The sequence below is a fragment of the Winogradskyella wichelsiae genome (assembly GCF_013403925.1).
Classification (GTDB): domain Bacteria; phylum Bacteroidota; class Bacteroidia; order Flavobacteriales; family Flavobacteriaceae; genus Winogradskyella; species Winogradskyella wichelsiae.
In genome coordinates, this window is the sequence record NZ_JABFDJ010000003.1 from 1 (window position 1) to 17,565 (window position 17,565).

The 17,565-nt window shown below is 32.1% G+C and carries 15 protein-coding genes and 1 pseudogene; 6 read left to right on the forward strand and 10 right to left on the reverse strand.

Annotated features, from left to right (window positions below; genetic code table 11):
- Positions 1–107: 107 nt before the first annotated feature.
- The 7 genes and pseudogenes from HM985_RS07295 to HM985_RS07325 form a co-directional block, all read right to left on the reverse strand.
- Positions 108–1,160: pseudogene (locus HM985_RS07295) on the reverse strand (tyrosine-type recombinase/integrase).
- Positions 1,132–1,296: a hypothetical protein gene (locus tag HM985_RS07300; protein WP_179375635.1), complete on the reverse strand. Its 165-nt coding sequence runs from the start codon at positions 1,294–1,296 to the stop codon at positions 1,132–1,134. Before HM985_RS07300 ends, HM985_RS07295 begins: the two are co-directional and overlap by 29 nt.
- 169 nt (positions 1,297–1,465) lie before the next feature.
- Complete coding sequence (locus HM985_RS07305) at positions 1,466–2,212, reverse strand: YebC/PmpR family DNA-binding transcriptional regulator (RefSeq protein ID WP_179375636.1); 747 nt, start codon at positions 2,210–2,212, stop codon at positions 1,466–1,468.
- A 290-nt stretch (positions 2,213–2,502) separates the two neighbouring features.
- Positions 2,503–2,790 (reverse strand): 4a-hydroxytetrahydrobiopterin dehydratase, encoded by a 288-nt coding sequence (locus tag HM985_RS07310; RefSeq protein WP_218843385.1) that lies wholly within the window; start codon positions 2,788–2,790, stop codon positions 2,503–2,505.
- A gap of 52 nt (positions 2,791–2,842) precedes the next feature.
- Positions 2,843–3,682, reverse strand: coding sequence for a sugar nucleotide-binding protein (locus HM985_RS07315; RefSeq protein ID WP_179375637.1), 840 nt, complete (start codon positions 3,680–3,682; stop codon positions 2,843–2,845).
- Between the two features lie 23 nt (positions 3,683–3,705).
- Positions 3,706–4,788: a glycine cleavage system aminomethyltransferase GcvT gene (gcvT, locus tag HM985_RS07320; RefSeq protein ID WP_179375638.1), complete on the reverse strand. Its 1,083-nt coding sequence runs from the start codon at positions 4,786–4,788 to the stop codon at positions 3,706–3,708.
- Between the two features lie 125 nt (positions 4,789–4,913).
- Positions 4,914–5,423, reverse strand: coding sequence for a DUF421 domain-containing protein (locus tag HM985_RS07325; RefSeq protein WP_179375639.1), 510 nt, complete (start codon positions 5,421–5,423; stop codon positions 4,914–4,916).
- A 281-nt stretch (positions 5,424–5,704) separates the two neighbouring features.
- Between HM985_RS07325 and HM985_RS07330 the strand changes: the two genes are divergently transcribed.
- Positions 5,705–7,228: a GH3 family domain-containing protein gene (locus HM985_RS07330; RefSeq protein ID WP_179375640.1), complete on the forward strand. Its 1,524-nt coding sequence runs from the start codon at positions 5,705–5,707 to the stop codon at positions 7,226–7,228.
- A gap of 147 nt (positions 7,229–7,375) precedes the next feature.
- Here HM985_RS07330 and HM985_RS07335 read toward each other — a convergent pair whose 3' ends face one another.
- Complete coding sequence (locus HM985_RS07335) at positions 7,376–7,975, reverse strand: hypothetical protein (protein WP_246284972.1); 600 nt, start codon at positions 7,973–7,975, stop codon at positions 7,376–7,378.
- Between the two features lie 177 nt (positions 7,976–8,152).
- Between HM985_RS07335 and HM985_RS07340 the strand changes: the two genes are divergently transcribed.
- Both HM985_RS07340 and HM985_RS07345 read left to right on the forward strand, forming a co-directional pair.
- A complete protein-coding gene (locus HM985_RS07340) occupies positions 8,153–9,415 on the forward strand; it encodes a putative DNA modification/repair radical SAM protein (protein ID WP_179375641.1) in 1,263 nt (420 codons plus the stop codon).
- Entirely contained in the window at positions 9,416–10,189 is a 774-nt protein-coding gene (locus HM985_RS07345) for a TIGR03915 family putative DNA repair protein (RefSeq protein ID WP_179375642.1), read from the forward strand.
- A 71-nt stretch (positions 10,190–10,260) separates the two neighbouring features.
- Here the strand turns inward: HM985_RS07345 and HM985_RS07350 are convergent, their stop codons facing one another.
- Positions 10,261–10,749 carry a hypothetical protein gene (locus HM985_RS07350; protein ID WP_179375963.1) on the reverse strand — a complete coding sequence of 163 codons (489 nt, stop codon included), beginning with the start codon at positions 10,747–10,749 and terminating at the stop codon, positions 10,261–10,263.
- A gap of 141 nt (positions 10,750–10,890) precedes the next feature.
- Here HM985_RS07350 and HM985_RS07355 point away from each other — a divergent pair, with 141 nt between their 5' ends.
- The gene (locus tag HM985_RS07355; RefSeq protein WP_394351824.1) at positions 10,891–13,818 is read left to right on the forward strand and encodes an FAD-binding and (Fe-S)-binding domain-containing protein; all 2,928 of its coding nucleotides are present in this window, start codon (positions 10,891–10,893) and stop codon (positions 13,816–13,818) included.
- Here the strand turns inward: HM985_RS07355 and HM985_RS07360 are convergent.
- Positions 13,810–14,664: a UDP-2,3-diacylglucosamine diphosphatase gene (locus HM985_RS07360; protein ID WP_179375643.1), complete on the reverse strand. Its 855-nt coding sequence runs from the start codon at positions 14,662–14,664 to the stop codon at positions 13,810–13,812. The two genes, HM985_RS07355 and HM985_RS07360, sit on opposite strands and share 9 nt — an antisense overlap.
- Positions 14,665–14,876: 212 nt before the next feature.
- Here HM985_RS07360 and aroC point away from each other — a divergent pair, with 212 nt between their 5' ends.
- Together aroC and HM985_RS07370 are read left to right on the forward strand one after the other, a co-directional pair.
- On the forward strand, positions 14,877–15,947 hold the full coding sequence (aroC, locus tag HM985_RS07365) for a chorismate synthase (protein ID WP_179375644.1): 1,071 nt from the start codon (positions 14,877–14,879) through the stop codon (positions 15,945–15,947).
- Between the two features lie 108 nt (positions 15,948–16,055).
- Entirely contained in the window at positions 16,056–17,501 is a 1,446-nt protein-coding gene (locus tag HM985_RS07370) for a dicarboxylate/amino acid:cation symporter (RefSeq protein ID WP_179375645.1), read from the forward strand.
- The last annotated feature ends 64 nt before the right edge of the window (positions 17,502–17,565 follow it).

Consider the following 17,565-nt stretch of genomic DNA (forward strand, 5'->3'; position numbering starts at 1 on the left):
GAGTAATCAATCAAATTAGGGCTTACGATGTTTCAATTTAAGAAAAATGTTAGTTGGCGAGACAGCTTGTAGTTAACTGGTTATATCATCACAATAATAGTAAATTATCATTGAAATTTTCGGGATAACAACGGTTTTTCGTTGTTATTATCCATTTTTGTCATATTGCCAACCGTAACGTCTAAAGGACTTTTTATTTCCATTAAACTATGCTGGGCCACATGGGTGTAGATCATTGTGGTCTCTGGTTTGCTGTGTCCTAAAAGAACTTGAATATAGCGCAAGTCTACACCGTTTTCTAACATATGTGTTGCAAAACTATGCCTTAATGTATGTGGTGTTACACTCTTGGAAATATTTGCTAATTCACACGATTTTTTTTAAAAACTACGTACCGAACTTGCACTATAAATATTACCTTGTTGACCTTCTACAAAAAAAGTTTTTGGCCGGTATGTACTAATGTAATTATGAAGTAGAGGTTTTAAAACCTGACTCAAAACAACCGTTCTGTCTTTTCTGCCTTTGCCTTGTTTTACGTATAATTGATTTCTGTCTAAGTCTATATCTCTTAATTGTAAATTCAATAATTCACCAATTCTTAATCCACTAGAGTAAATTAGTCCAATAATAGCGCGATGTTTTAGATTTTTGGTAACTTGTAAAAGATCAATAACTTCTTCTTTAAATAAAACAACAGGTAGGTATCGACTCTTTTTGGGGCGTTCAATATTTTGAGAATCAAAATCAGGCACGTTACAAAAAGCTGTAAAATATTTTAATGCACTAATGCATTGTCTATGACTGCTAATACTATAATTTTCATAAGCAATCACTTTTTCTAAGAATAGCTCAAGCGTTCTTATATTCCATTCGATTTTAGGAATATCTTTTGTGAAATCTACAAAACGAAGTATAAAATGACCATAAGTAGATATTGTACTTTCACTTAAACGTTTACTTTTTAAGTAACCAACACACTCCTTTATAATTATTCGCTTTTCGGGTTGTAGATTTTTATAAAGTTCAGCTTGAGAACTCTTAAGTATTTTTTTAGATTTTGTATTAGCTTTTGCTATAGGCTTTTTTAAAGCTCCATAATCAATATAATGTCCTTTTTCTCTTAGAAAATTATATATCCCTTGCACTATCCGGAACATAATAAATACGATGCATATTAGACCATTTAACAGCTTCGTAGGTTTTTAAACTTTCTTTTAATTTATAGTTAAAAGAAAATTTAATTCCAATAATATCAATGTTTTTATGTTCTAAAGGTAGAAGTATTATAGTCATAATAATCGAATAATTAAATCACTTTTAAACACACAAACCTATCCAAAAATAAATAAATTTGTGTGTTTAGTGTTGAATATTAAACAATTAAGTTAAACTAAATATTTGAATAACTCAAATAAGCATGATTTTTTTATATGTAAATGTCAATAATAATTAGGGGAAGAAACTATTCTGCAGTTTCTTCCATAGTATGATATACATTCTGTACATCATCATCTTCTTCTAATTTTTCTAGAAGTTTTTCAACATCCTCTGCTTGTTCTGGAGTCACTTGTTTTGTAACTTGTGGAATACGTTCAAATCCAGAAGAAATAATTTCAATATTATTTTCCTCTAAATAAGACTGAATACTTCCAAAACTCTCAAACGGTGCGTAAATCAAAACACTTGTATGTTCCGTTCCGTTTTCATCTTCATCAGTGTCTTCAAAAATTTCATCTACACCAGTGTCTATAAGCTCTAATTCTAATTCTTCTAAATCTAAATCATCACCTTTAATTTTAAAATTACAAGTATGATCAAACATAAAAACAACCGAACCAGAAGTTCCTAAACTACCATCTGTTTTATTAAAATAAGAACGAACATTAGCTACCGTACGTGTATTATTATCCGTTGCAGTTTCAACCAACACAGCAATACCATGTTGTGCGTAACCTTCAAAAAGGACTTCCTTATAATCACCTTGGCCTTTTTCACTTGCTTTTTTAATAGCACGTTCTACGTTGACCTTTGGCATATTTACAGCCTTTGCATTCTGTATTACAGCTCTTAAACGCGAATTACTATCAGGATCTGGACCTCCATCTTTTACCGCCATTACAATATCTTTACCAATACGTGTAAAGGCTTTGCTCATAGCTGACCAACGTTTCATTTTCCTTGCTTTTCTAAATTCGAAAGCTCTTCCCATTTTAAAATTTATTTTAAATCTCTGTAAAAACAGTGATCTTGTTAGGTTTTATGTTTTAAGTGGTGTAATAGAAATAACACATAGCATTTACTAAGTGAAATTCTTAACCGTAGCAAAGCTAAGAAAATATTGAAAATTGTTTGAATACGAAAGCATTAAAATGCAAAAAAAATATGAGATAAAAGCTAATGACTCGTAAAAACATAAAATGTGAGGTGCTTAATAGTTGTATTTTCTATTATGCAGCTCACATTTGTAAAATTTTAGAATAGATAAAATCAGTTGTTCAACTATTCTTCAACCTCTACAATCGCTTCAATAGCCTCTGCCAGTTTAAAATCTTTATTAGTTACACCTTTTGCATCATGTGTAGATAAAGTTATTTTCAAAATATTGTAAGAATTACTCCAATCCGGATGGTGGTTGTGAGCTTCACATTCAAAAGCTATTCTACTCATTGCGCTGAAACAATCTTTAAAATTTTCGAATTCAAACTCGGCATGAATCGCGTTCTCGTAGTAATCCCAATCAGGAAAGTTTAATAATTTCTTTTCTATTGTAGCGTCATCTAGTTTCATAATATGGTTTTAGTTGCATTAAAAATAACACTTTACTAGATGTAAAACAAAATCATTTAGTTAGTTCTTCAATAATTTCATGACTCGTAATCTGAAGATGCTTAGGTAACTTATTAAACTTTGGTAAAACTGCTAAATAACGATCTTCATTTGATGTGTAGACTTGTTTTAAAACTACTTTTTTATCCGTTAATAAGTCTATAATTTCTTTTATAAATTCATTATGGTATACTAAATCAGTACTTCCTAAATGGAATACCCCATGTTTACTCCTATTTATAATATAATGAATTTGTTGTGTTAGTTTCTTGTCTAACATAACGTTCATAATTAAATTAGGAAATACTTCAACAGCTTCATGGTCTAAAATTGCTTGCTTTAGTGCTTCAACTCTAGGAGAGGCAGCACCAAAAATCATAGGAACTCTAATAATAGCAACTTGCTTTTCAGGAAGACGTAAAAGTAAATTTTCGATCTTTATCTTAAAATGACCGTAAATACTATGACTTAGAGTTTTATCTAATTCGTAACTTGGAAATTTACTGTAAGAATCAAAAACATTAGCAGACGAAAGAAAAATGATTTTAGATCCAAATGTTAATGCGTATTCTGCGATATGTTGATGTGCAATCGTTTGTGCATTAAAATCCCCACGAAGTGCAGAAATAATAATGGTCGGTTTGCAAGCCTCTAAAATTTCATAAACATCATCTTCTTCTAAGTTATAGTGGAAGAATTGTTTATTAATTTCAAAGGCTTTTAGAGGTGTTCTATAAGTTCCAAAGGTTTTAAAATAAGGACTTAACTCTTTATATATAGCATTTCCGATGTAGCCACTTGCTCCAAGTATAAGTATACGATGTTTTTGAGGGTCTAATTTCTTCTTCGTCATTAATCAAGCTACATTCTAATCAATTAACCTTTATAGAAAGGCGGTTTTACAACCGTTGCAGGAATCGCTTTTTTACGTACCTGAATAAATATTTTGCTATCTATAGTCGCAAAAGATTTAGAAACATAACCCATACCAATACCAATATTTAAACTAGGACTCATAGTTCCTGATGTTACCTCACCTATTATTTGTCCTTCGGCATCTAAAATAATATAACCATGACGTGGAATTCCACGTTCGTCCAATTTAAAAGCTACTAATTTACGTTCAGGTTTACGTTCTTTTTCAGCTTTTAAAGCTTCGCTATTTGTAAATTCTTTATTGAATTTACAAACCCAACTTAAACCTGCTTCAATAGGAGATGTTGTATCGTCAATATCATTACCGTATAAACAATATCCCATTTCTAAGCGCAAAGTATCTCTTGCTGCTAAACCTATGGGTTTAATTCCAAAATCAGCACCGGCTTCAAAGACTTTATCCCAAACTTGTTTTACTTCAGTGTTTTTACAATATATTTCAAATCCACCGCTACCTGTATAACCTGTAGCAGAAATAATTACATTTTCAATACCTGCAAAATCACCAACAATAAAGTTGTAGAATTTAATAGCAGATAAATCATGACTCGTTACAGATTGCATAGCTTCAACTGCTTTTGGACCTTGAATAGCCAATAGCGAATAATCTTCACTTAAATTACGCATTTCAGCACCAATATCATTTTTTGAAGTAATCCAATTCCAATCTTTTTCAATATTACTAGCGTTAACAACTAATAAATAAGTTTCTTCTTTTAATTTGTATATAATTAGATCATCTACAACACCATTATCATCATTTGGTAAACAGCTGTATTGTGCGTTACCAATTTCTAATTTAGAAGCATCATTACTCGATACTTTTTGTATTAAAGACAAAGCATTTGGTCCTTCAATTAAAAATTCTCCCATATGCGAGACATCAAAAACACCTACAGCTTTTCTTACGGTTTCGTGTTCAATATTTACACCTTCGTATTGCACAGGCATATTATAACCAGCAAAAGGAACCATTTTTGCACCAAGTGCTTCGTGAGTAGCGGATAAAGCAGTATCTTTCATAATGATAAATTTTTATTTTTAGATGTGCAAAACTACATAATTTTTACGATTTTCATGATAAATAAACTCTAATGAAATTAGACTATAACAGCCATACCAGATTAAATTCTAAAGGTTAATTGATTTTAAAAATCAACAATCCAATCATCAATCAACTTATCATCAGTGCCATGTAATATAGAAATGTCTCCTGTAGATTCAAAAATAATAGCTTTTACTTCAGAAAGTCGAATAACATTAGCTTCTCGTAATTTGGCTTTTACATCAGATTCGGTCACTTTACATTTTTTTAGATTATCTCTTAAAAGTTGACCATTTTTCATTAAAAAAGTAGGTTTATTATCTACTAAACTTTGAATAGGTTTCCAGTGTCTAATCGCTACAACCAACATTTGTAAACTATATATAATGACTAAACCTAGAATAGCATATTGAAGCGTCATTGATTTAGATACTATAACTGTGGCTAAAACAGAACCTATAGAAACCGTCATAGCAATATCGAATCTAGATATTTTAGAAAAGCTACGTTTACCGTTTAACCGTGTTACCATGATTAAAGTAATATAAATGCCTATAACAGTAATTATTGTAGACAAAGATTCATCTGTAGAAAATTTAAACCAATCATCCATGTTTTTTTATTTTTTTGTTCCTCCAAATATGTCATGGTTGGTTAGATTATTTTAACTCATATAATTTTTAGATTAATCGGATTAAATTATACAGTTATAAATAATAAATGGTTGAAATTAGAACGCTAAAAGCGCATATTTTATTTTTGATAATTCAAAGAAAAATAATTTTAACCATAATTTTCTAAATGGGTTAATTCTTTTAGCGAACGGAATACGTTGTTTCTACCGATTTAATGACCTTAGTAAAAAAGAAATTTTTAATATTTATAATCGAAAAAATGGCCATTTTAGGAAACATTATTAAGGGAGTAATTGAATTGAAAGACACATTTTCGTCTGAAATAATTCATGAAGAAGCACAAGAAAAAGTCTTAAAAGAATTACTAGAAACCGCTAAGAATACGCAGTTCGGTAAATTTTATGATTTTGAACATATATTAGAAACTTCTAATCCGCAAAAAAGTTTTGCTAAGTCTGTACCTTATTTCGATTATAATCAAATTAATAATAAGTGGTGGCAAAAATATCACGAAGGAGAAAGTGATATTACTTGGCCAGGAAAACCATCATATTTTGCTCTAAGTTCTGGTACTACAGGGAAAACGAGTAAACGAATTCCGGTAACAGATGCCATGATTGAAGCGATAAGAAATGCAGGAATCAAACAGGTGTTTGCTCTAAAGAATTTTGATCTTCCTGCCGATTTTTTCGAAAAAGAAATTATGATGCTTGGTAGCTCAACGGACCTAGAAGAAAGCAATAATCATTTAGAAGGTGAAATTAGCGGAATTAGCGCAAGTAATATTCCATCATGGTTTAAAGGCTATTATAAACCTGGAGAAGAGATTTCACAAATTGAAGATTGGGACGAGCGTGTGCAAAAAATAGCAGAGCGAGCAAAAGATTGGGATATTGGTGCTTTGAGCGGAATTCCATCTTGGATAGAATTAATGCTTCAAAAAGTAATAGACTATCATAATCTAAATAATATTCATGAGATTTGGCCAAACTTACAAGTGTATACTTCTGGAGGTGTCGCTTTCGCTCCTTATGAAAAAAGTTTTAAGGCTTTACTAGGTAAACCTGTCACAGTAATTGATACTTATTTGGCTTCTGAAGGTTATATTGCAACGCAAGTCAGACCAGAAACTGATGCCATGCAATTAAATACCGATAATGGTATTTATTTTGAATTTGTGCCCTTTAAACCTGAATACATAAATGAAGACGGTTCTCTTAAAAATGAAGCACCAGCTTTAACTTTAGACGAAGTGGAATTAGATCAAGATTACGTTTTAATAATTAGCACCGTTAGTGGTGCTTGGCGTTATTTAATAGGTGATACTATTGAATTTACAAATATAGAACGTGCTGAAATTAAAATTACAGGTCGAACAAAATTCTTTCTTAACACCGTGGGTTCTCAATTGTCAGTAAATAAAATGGATACTGCTATGCGAGAATTAGAAGAACAATTTAATACTACAATTCCTGAATATACCATTTGCGCCAAACGTGGAGATGATGATGAATTTTATCATTATTGGTATTTAGGATCTGACCTTAAAGGTGCAGATGAAAAACAAATGGCAAATGCTTTAGATGAAGCGTTAAAAACAGCCAATAAAAATTATAAAGTAGCAAGAAGCAAAGCTTTAAAAGGTGTAAAGGTCAAAGTAATTTCACCAAGTCGTTTTCACGATTGGAACGAAAGAAACAAGAAAAAAGGAGGGCAAGTAAAAATGGAGCGTGTTATGGGAGAGGAAAAATTTGCTGATTGGGAAGCGTTTATTAATGAGTAATTATTACGTAGAACATTTTAAAACATCAAATAAAAGAAGCTATTATCTAAAGAATAGCTTCTTGAGAATAAGTGAGAAACAGAATGAATCTTGTAGCTAAAATTGTGATTACAGCTCATTAGTTCCTATATGTTCTGTTAAATTAAGTTACTTACTAGCGTCCCGCTCTTCCACTAAATGCATTATTTCTTCTGGAGATAAGTAGTATTTTATAATTCGATTTTTGTAAGATTGTGTGATATCTGCATTATTCAAAATAAAATCTTTAGTTTTTAAAATATAATCTTCCATGCCATGAGCCACAGCAAAACTATCGGCAGCACGCTCCGCTTCTATAACATGATTTTGAGATAAAAGATACTTTAATCCGAACCAAACTAAATTTAGTTTACTTCGGTTTTGGTAATCCATCACATGGCCTAATTCATGACCAATCCACCCAATAAATATAGCATCAGGAATATGACGTGTTGAAAATTCCTTATCTGCAATCTGAAATTTTTCACTAATCAATATGACATAATTTCTATTTTTTCGACTCTTAAAAAAACTACTAAACATAGGTCGCGCTTGCATGGTAGATTTTTTTATATTTTTCTTAAAGCGAAATTCAATTTTAGTATGCTCCAGTTGCGGATAATATTGCAAGGCAGTTTCTACGTTGTCTTTTATATCTTCAGGTATAATGTGCTGTGCACTCATATGTTGATTCAGGATTATTGTGATTAAGACTATGAATTTTTTCATAATAATTAAATTTACGTTTTACTACTAAAAGCATTTAAAGGATTTCCTGAAAATCTTAACCCATTTACACGTTTAAGAATTATAATTACTAATTGCTACAATTAGAGGTAACTTAAAGCTGCTATATGTAGTAGTTTTGTATTTTATAAAATAAATTAAATTTAAAGAGGAAAACATTTGTCATTTCAACGTACCCAAGAAAAATTAAAAATACTAGCAGATGCTGCAAAGTATGATGTGTCATGCTCGTCTAGCGGAAGTAAGCGTGCTAATACCAACAAAGGATTAGGTGATGCCACAGGAATGGGGATTTGTCATTCCTATACCGAAGATGGTCGCTGTGTATCATTACTAAAAATTCTACTTACCAATCATTGTATCTTTGATTGTGCGTATTGCGTTACCCGAAAAAGCAACGATGTTAAACGTGCTGCTTTTAAAGTGCAAGAAGTGGTAGATTTAACGATTAATTTTTATCGAAGGAATTATATTGAAGGGCTTTTTCTAAGTTCAGGTATCTTTAAAAGTGCAGATTATACCATGGAACGCTTGGTCGCTGTGGCAAAGAAATTACGACAAGAAGAAAACTTCAATGGCTATATTCATTTAAAATCTATTCCTGGAGCTTCAGATGAATTGATGCGTGAAGCCGGACTCTACGCAGACCGATTAAGCGTTAATATTGAAATACCTACAGAAGCTGGACTTAAAAAATTAGCACCAGATAAAAAACGAGAAGATTTTATTAAGCCAATGGTAAAGGTGAAAAATGAAATTATTCAATACAATGCTGAAAAGAAAATTATAAAAAGTACACCTAAATTTGCTCCTGCAGGTCAGAGTACACAAATGATTATTGGAGCCAGTGGTGAGAATGATTTTCAGATCATGCAAACGTCTAATCATTTTTATAAAAATTATAATCTAAAACGCGTTTATTATTCGGGTTACGTACCTATAAGTTATGATAGTCGATTGCCGCAAATAGGAAGCGAGGTTCCAATGCTTCGCGAAAATAGATTGTATCAAACGGATTGGCTCATGCGTTTTTATGGTTTTGATGTCAGCGAAATTTTAAACGAAAAACATCAGAATTTAGATTTAGACGTAGACCCAAAATTAAGTTGGGCTTTGCGAAATTTACATGAATTTCCTGTAGATGTAAATACAGCAGATCAACGCATGTTAGCCAGAATACCAGGTTTGGGTATGAAATCGGTATTTAAAATTATTAACGCTAGGCGTTTTAGAAAACTAAATTGGGAACACCTCAAAAAAATAGGAGTCGCTCTAAATAGAGCACAGTATTTTATGGTTTGCGAAAGTAATCAGTTTGAAAAACGAGATTTAACACCCGAAAAAATAAAAGGATTTATACTTCAGAATTCCACTAGTAAATATCAAAAAACATTAAGTAATCAATTGAATTTATTCGGGTAAATGACGGCTAAAAATTTAATATACGATGGCACGTTTGATGGATTTCTGTCTGCTGTTTTTTATGTGTTTGAGCATAAGTTGAAAACGGTAACGATTCAAAATGAGTTTACTGTACAGCAAGGTTTGTTTTCAGAAAATGAAACCATTCATACAAATGAAGCTAAAGCTAATCGGGTATGGAAAGGCATAAAATCTAAATTATCTTCACAAGGAAGTTACCAATTATATTATGCCTTTTTAAGTGAACAGAGTGGAGTAGAGGACTTGCTTTTAGACTACATACAATATACCTTTTCGCAGTATCATAAAGTTGATAAAGATTATTCGCACCCTTCCATTTTAAAAATAGCACAAATAGCAAAATCTGTAGGTCGAGAAAAGCATAGAATGGAAGCTTTTGTAAGATTCAGACTTACAAAAGATGATATTTATTTTGCCAATATAGAACCCGATTTTAACGTGCTACCTTTAATTGAAAAGCATTTTAAAAGGCGTTATGCCGACCAAAAATGGGTGATCTATGATATTAAACGGAATTATGGAATGTTTTACGATTTAAAAAATGTAGAAGTAATGCAAATGGATTTTCCTGATAATTTTGATTTTACCAAAACAAACGATGCGTTTTTTGCCACACAAGAATTTGAATTTCAAAAACTATGGCAAGATTATTTTAAGGCCACTAATATTGAATCGCGTAAAAATATGAAACTTCATATTAGACATATTCCCAAACGCTATTGGAAATATTTAAGTGAAAAACAGCCCATCTAAAATAGACATTTTATAACATAAAAAAACCACCTCGTTAAAGGTGGTCTATACATTATATGTCATTTATTTTTTTAGAATTGGTATCTGACACCTAGAGCTATATCGAAATCTAAATCGTCATTATAGTCTCCAAAACCTAATTCTGGTCTAAAATCTAATGACAATAATAGAGGGAAATCAAAACTGTATTCTAATCCTACATCTCCAGCAACAAAAACAAAAGTCTCATCATAATCTCCATTATTATCATAATTGTCATCGTAACTGTATGAACCAAGTCCTCCACCTGCTCCAGCATACCAGTTAAATCCTCCTTCTAAATTCCAAACCCATTGGTATAAACCCGCTAATTTAAAACCATCATAGTTATTACCACTTCTCCAACCCAAATCAGCCTCTAATCTATTATTACCGCCCAATGCGCGTTGGTAAGAAATTTCTGTCCCAAAACCATCACTATCTCCTAATCTTAATCCAATAGCATTGTCAGCTATTTCTTGAGCACTTGATAATCCTATAAATCCAACGGTAAATAATCCTAATAAAAATAATTTCTTCATAATAATTTTAGAGTTTAAATTCATAATTTTAGCATCTTGTTTAATACTAATCTTCATAACGTCAAAATTAGAGTAAAATTGACTGATTGACCATTTTTTTAAGACAAATTTATAACTCGTATCCATCGATTATTAACCCTTATGAAAAATGAAATGCGCATAGAACTTCAAACTTTAAAATCAAAATTAAAAGGAGATTTACATACTGATGATTTAATGCGAAAGTTATATGCAACGGATGCTTCTGTATATAGAAAACTCCCTTTAGCAGTGGCTTTACCAAAAGACAATAATGATATTAAATTATTGATTGCTTTTGCCAATGACAATAAAACATCTTTAATCCCTAGAACGGCAGGAACATCCTTAGCTGGTCAATGCGTAGGAGATGGAATTGTAGTAGATGTTTCTAAGTATTACACGCGGATTTTAGATATTAACGAAAAAACACGGACGATTACGGTACAGCCGGGCGTAGTTAGAGATGAACTTAATAATTATTTAAAACCCTTTGGATTATTTTTTGGGCCAAATACATCCACGTCTAACCGATGTATGATTGGTGGAATGGTTGGTAACAACTCTTCCGGTACTACATCCATTCAATACGGTGTAACTCGTGAAAAAGTTATCAATCTAAAAACTATTTTAAGTGATGGAAGTGATGCTGAATTTTCAAATTTATCTAAAGAAGCGTTTCAAGAGAAATTAAAATTAGATAATCTTGAAGGCGCTATTTATAATGAGATTTATAGTGAATTGAATTCGGAAACCGTTCAGAAGCAAATTCAAGATAATTTCCCTAAGCCAGAAATACACCGAAGAAATACAGGTTATGCTATTGATGAATTGATAAAATCGTCAGCTTTATCCAATTCAGACGTAGATTTTAATATGTGTCAATTATTGTCTGGTAGTGAAGGAACATTAGCTTTTACAACAGAAATCACATTACAATTAGATGTGTTGCCACCAACAGAAAGTGCTATAATAGCTTTACATTTTGAAAGTATAGCTAACTGTTTAAAGTCTGTAGCAACTGTAATGCAATATAATTTGCATACGTGTGAGATGATGGATCATACCATTTTAAATCTTACAAAACACAATAAAACACAGCAAGAAAACCGAAAATTTGTAGAAGGTGAACCTGCTGCTATTTTAATGTGTGAATTAAAAGCAGATACAGAAGCTCAATTACATAAGGATATTGAACAATTTTTAATTGCAGTAAACACACTTCAATTATCTTATGCGGCGCCAATTTTAAAAGGGGAAGATATTGATAAAGCTGTAGAATTACGAAAAGCTGGTTTAGGATTGTTAGGAAATATTATAGGCGATAAAAAAGCGGTAGCTTGTATTGAGGATACGGCCGTGGCTGTTGAAGATTTAGATGCTTATATTTCTGAGTTTACAGCATTAATGAAATCCTATCACCAAAACGCGGTGTATTATGCACATGCAGGAGCAGGAGAGTTGCATTTACGACCTATACTAGATTTAAAACAGGAAGAAGATGTTGTTTTATTTCGAAAAATAACAACTGATGTTGCTAAATTAGTAAAGAAATATAAAGGATCCATGTCTGGTGAGCATGGCGATGGTATAGTGAGAGCAGAGTTTATACCAATGATGATTGGAGATGCAAATTATGCCATTGTAAAACGAATTAAATTAGCTTTTGACGCTCATAATATTTTTAATCCAGGGAAAATTGTAGACGCTTATCCTATGGATAAAAGTTTACGTTATGAAGTAGGACGAAAAGAACCTGAAATTGAAACTTTACTCGATTTTTCTGAATCTCAAGGAATTTTACGTGCTGCAGAAAAATGTAATGGCTCTGGAGATTGTAGAAAATTACCCGAATTTGGAGGCGTAATGTGTCCGAGTTATAGAGCCACAAGAAACGAAAAAGATACTACCAGAGGTCGTGCCAATACATTGAGAGAATTCTTAACCAATTCAGAAAAAGCCAATCGCTTTGATCATGAAGAGCTAAAAGAAGTTTTCGATTTATGTTTAAGTTGTAAAGCTTGTAAAAGTGAATGTCCAAGTAGTGTTGATATTGCGAGTTTAAAAGCTGAGTTTCAATACCAATATCAGAAAGTAAATGGTGTGCCAATGCGTACAAAACTGTTTGCCTTTAACAATAAGATTAACGGTTTTGCAAGTCTTGTTCCTGGGATCACTAATTTTATGTTTACCAATAGTTTTACAAGTTCTATTATAAAATCGGTTGGTGGAATTGCTAAAAAACGAAGCTTACCTTTGATATCAAGTAAGAGTTTACATAAAGAATATCAAAATTTTAAAAATGAAATAGTTAAGTTTAGTTTTATTAAAGAAATATATTTGTTTAATGATGAATTTACCAATCATTTAGACACCGAAATAGGTGTGGATACCATTACGCTTTTAACGGCATTAAATTATAAAGTCAACCTTATTTCGCATTCAGAATCGGGGCGTGCAATGCTATCTAAAGGTTTAGTGAAAGATGCTAAAAAAATGGCAAATAAAAACATTTCACACTTTAAAGATTTAATATCAGAAAACACCCCTTTAATAGGAATTGAACCTTCTGCAATTTTAACTTTTAAAGATGAATATTTAAAGTTGGCAGATGATAAAGAAACGGCAAAATCTATCGCAAGGCATACTTTTATTATTGAAGAATTTATTCAGCAAGAAATTGAGTTAGGACATATTACTTCAGATCAATTTACTAAAGAAGCTAAGACCATTAAATTTCATGGTCACTGTCATCAAAAAGCATTAGCCAATCAGAAATCTAGTTTTGATATTTTAAATCTACCTGCAAATTACAAAGTAACAATTATTCCTAGTGGTTGTTGTGGTATGGCAGGAAGTTTTGGGTACGAAAAAGAGCACTACGATGTTAGTATGCAAATAGGCGAGCAAACATTATTCCCTGCGGTTAGAAAAGCTTCAGGTGATACTCAGATTGCAGCAAATGGAACAAGTTGTAGACATCAAATTAAAGACGGAACAGGCAGAATCGCAAAACATCCAATTACAATTTTGAAAGAAGCATTACTTTGATTTTTTCTTTCTTTTTGGCTGCTGTACAATAGTAATAGCCGCAATGAGATCTTGCGTATTCATTTCTTTAATGTCTTCATCAGCAAAAAAAGGGGAGAGCTTGTCATTATTATAGTTATAGACTTTCCAACGTTTAAATTGGTATTCTAGTGCTGTGAAATTCTCTACCCAATCGCCAGAGTTTAGATACGTTGTTTTCCCTAACTTATTCTCTTTAACAAGCATTTTTGGTTGATGGATGTGTCCACAAATTACATAATCATAGCCATTTTCAATCGCTAAATCTGTGGCAACTTGCTCAAAATCGTTAACATATTTTATAGCGCCTTTTACGCTATTTTTTATTTTTTTGGATAGGGAATAGCGCTCTCTTCCAAGTTTTTCTAAGCACCAATTGACACAACCATTAATTAATATTAAAAGATCGTAACCCCATCCTCCAAGTTTTGCTAACCATTTTGCATTTTGAATAGAGATATCAAATACATCACCATGAAAAAACCACGCTTTTTTACCGTCTAATTCTAATACTAACTTATTAACGATAGATATATTACCAATTTCAGTATCCGTAAATTTCCGAAGCATTTCATCATGGTTTCCTGTGATGTAAACCACTTCTACACCTTGAGCGGCAAAATCCATAATTTTTTTAATAACACTTAAGTGTGATTTTGGGAAGTAGCGTTTTTTAAATTGCCATATATCAATGATGTCACCATTTAAAATGAGCTTCTTAGGTTCAATACTATTTAAATAAGTTAAAAGTTGTTTAGCTTGGCAACCAAAGGTACCCAAGTGTACATCTGATATAACGGCTATTTCAACTTTTCGTTTTAAATTCACAACATTGTTTTTGAGTCTGTTACAAAGAACAAGGTTTTCTATTAACTTATGGTCAAAAGAAAATTAATTAACCATCAGCTAACTGTTATCATTTTGTTACGAAAAAGAAGCACGTTAAAAAACAAGTTAACATTGAAATAACACTGTAAAAACCACTATTCCATTTTCGTTTCTGTGCTAGAAGATTTACATTAGCATAAAATTATATTGTAATGGCAGGAAATTCATTCGGAAAGTTATTCAAACTCACTACATTTGGCGAGTCTCATGGAGCAGCAATAGGTGGTGTTATAGATGGATGTCCATCAGGAATTAAACTTGATTTTGAAGAAATTCAGAATGAGTTAAATCGTCGTAAACCTGGTCAATCTAAAATAGTTACACAACGTAAAGAACCCGATACTGTAGAGTTTTATTCTGGTATTTTTGAGGGTGTTACTACCGGGACACCTATTGGTTTTGTAATTCATAATACCAATCAAAAATCTAAAGACTACTCACATATTAAAGATGTTTACCGTCCTAGCCATGCCGATTACACTTACGAAAAAAAATATGGAGTAAGAGATTATAGAGGTGGAGGGCGTAGTTCTGCTCGAGAAACAGCGTCTAGAGTTGTTGCCGGTGCTATTGCTAAACAATTTATGGCGTCTATTAAAATAAATGCATTTACCTCTTCTGTAGGTGAGATTTTTATTGATAAACCCTATCAAGCTTTAGATTTTAGTAAAACAGAATCTAACGTTATTCGTTGCCCTGATGAAGTTAGTGCAGAAAAAATGATAGCTAAAGTTGAAGAAATTAAAAAATTAGGAGACACAATAGGAGGTACTATTACATGTGTTATTCAAAATGTACCTGTCGGATTAGGTGAACCTGTTTTTGATAAATTACATGCCGAATTAGGAAAAGCTATGTTATCCATTAATGCTGTCAAAGGCTTTGAGTACGGTAGTGGTTTCTGTGGTGCAAAAATGACAGGAAGTGAACATAATGACTTATTTAACAAAGATGGTAGTACAATAACTAATCTATCTGGTGGTATACAAGGAGGTATTAGTAATGGTATGGATATTTACTTTCGAGTAGCGTTTAAACCCGTTGCAACAGTAATTCAGAAACAAGATGCTTTAAATAGTGCGGGAGAAATTGTAGAAATGCAAGGTAAAGGCAGACACGATCCTTGTGTTGTACCAAGAGCGGTACCTATAGTTGAGGCCATGGCTGCTTTAGTCATTGCAGACAATATGCTTCTACGTAGACAAGAGTCTAGAGATTGGTAGATTAAAACTTAATAATAGTGTGTTATTGTCAGTTTATCGAAGTTGAAGATATAGCATTAAACCCTAATAAATAATGATAAAATTCCTGTTTTAAGAGGAATATAGCGTATGAAAAAACTAGCATTACACTGGAAGATTATAATAGGAATGGTTTTCGGAATCATTTGGGCTTTACTTTCAAGCGCAATGGGTTGGAGTCAATTTACCATTGATTGGATTGACCCTTTCGGTACTATTTTTATAAACCTATTAAAATTAATAGCAGTTCCGCTAGTCTTATTTTCAATAATAGGAGGTGTTGCAAATATTGGTGATCCTAAAAGTTTAGGTCGCATGGGCGGAAAAACACTAGGGATTTATCTGGTAACAACTATTATGGCAATTTCGTTAGGACTATTACTAGTTAATTTAGTTAAACCAGGTGAAATGTTAGATGAACAAAGTAGAATAGATAACCGTATTAGTTATGAAATTTGGGCGGCCAATGAAGGTCATGTAATTAAGGATGGTATTAACTATTTGCAAAAGCCTGAATATTTTGAACGCGCTCAAGAAATTTCAGAATTATCTAAAAGTCAATTAAAAGATGCTGCTGTTGCCGATAAAATGAAGTCTGTCAAAACAGGTGAAAATTCTACACCATTGCAACCGTTAGTTGATATTGTGCCTAGTAACTTTTTTCAATCGTTATCTAATAACGGTAGAATGCTTCAAATTATCTTTTTTGCCATATTCTTTGGGGTTTGTTTATTATTTGTACCATCAGAAAAATCACTTCCTGTGATGAATTTTGTAAATGGGGTGAATGAAGTTTTTCTTAAAATGGTAGATATTGTTATGCAAGGCGCACCATTTTTTGTGTTTGCACTATTGGCAGGTGTGGTTAGTAAAATGGCAGGAGATGATATTGGTAAAGTGGTTGAAATCTTTAAAGGATTAAGCTGGTATTCCATGACGGTTTTAATCGGCCTACTTTTAATGATCTTTGTAATTTATCCAATGATTTTAAAGTTCTTCGTGAAGAAAATTCCATATAAAGGTTTTTTTAAAGCGATGAGTCCTGCACAAACCTTGGCATTTTCTACATCGAGTAGTGCGGCTACACTTCCTGTAACTATGGAATGTGTTGAAGAAAACTTAGGTGTAAACAAAAAAATAAGCAGTTTTGTGCTTCCCATAGGTGCAACGGTAAATATGGATGGTACAAGCCTGTATCAAGCCGTAGCCGTTATCTTTTTAGCACAAATGCACATGATAGATTTAACAATAGGACAACAGATAACAGTAGTGTTAACAGCAACTTTAGCATCTGTGGGCTCTGCTGCAGTGCCAAGTGCTGGTTTAGTGATGTTAATTATTGTATTGAGTTCTGTAGGACTTAATCCCGCTTGGATTGCTATAATTTTCCCAGTAGATAGAATTTTAGATATGTTTAGAACGGTTGTAAATGTTACCGGTGATGCAGCTGTTTGTTCTATCATTGCAGATGGCGAAAACATGTTAGATTATAATGAACACGAGAACCCTTCAGAAACTTTTGACTTAGATTCTTAGTTTACATTGTATTAAATTAAAAATAATTTTTAAATTTATAACATTCTAATAAATCGTATAAATG

Bases quoted from the DNA above. Each gene is read 5' to 3' on its own strand.
- HM985_RS07300 (WP_179375635.1), bottom strand. From the start codon at position 1,296: ATGACTATAATACTTCTACCTTTAGAACATAAAAACATTGATATTATT.
- HM985_RS07335 (WP_246284972.1), bottom strand. From the start codon at position 7,975: ATGAAAAAATTCATAGTCTTAATCACAATAATCCTGAATCAACATATG.
- HM985_RS07305 (WP_179375636.1), bottom strand. From the start codon at position 2,212: ATGGGAAGAGCTTTCGAATTTAGAAAAGCAAGGAAAATGAAACGTTGG.
- HM985_RS07310 (WP_218843385.1), bottom strand. From the start codon at position 2,790: ATGAAACTAGATGACGCTACAATAGAAAAGAAATTATTAAACTTTCCT.
- gcvT (WP_179375638.1), bottom strand. From the start codon at position 4,788: ATGAAAGATACTGCTTTATCCGCTACTCACGAAGCACTTGGTGCAAAA.
- aroC (WP_179375644.1), top strand. From the start codon at position 14,877: ATGGCAGGAAATTCATTCGGAAAGTTATTCAAACTCACTACATTTGGC.
- HM985_RS07325 (WP_179375639.1), bottom strand. From the start codon at position 5,423: ATGGATGATTGGTTTAAATTTTCTACAGATGAATCTTTGTCTACAATA.
- HM985_RS07330 (WP_179375640.1), top strand. From the start codon at position 5,705: ATGGCCATTTTAGGAAACATTATTAAGGGAGTAATTGAATTGAAAGAC.
- HM985_RS07370 (WP_179375645.1), top strand. From the start codon at position 16,056: ATGAAAAAACTAGCATTACACTGGAAGATTATAATAGGAATGGTTTTC.
- HM985_RS07315 (WP_179375637.1), bottom strand. From the start codon at position 3,682: ATGACGAAGAAGAAATTAGACCCTCAAAAACATCGTATACTTATACTT.
- HM985_RS07355 (WP_394351824.1), top strand. From the start codon at position 10,891: ATGAAAAATGAAATGCGCATAGAACTTCAAACTTTAAAATCAAAATTA.
- HM985_RS07345 (WP_179375642.1), top strand. From the start codon at position 9,416: ATGACGGCTAAAAATTTAATATACGATGGCACGTTTGATGGATTTCTG.
- HM985_RS07350 (WP_179375963.1), bottom strand. From the start codon at position 10,749: ATGAAGAAATTATTTTTATTAGGATTATTTACCGTTGGATTTATAGGA.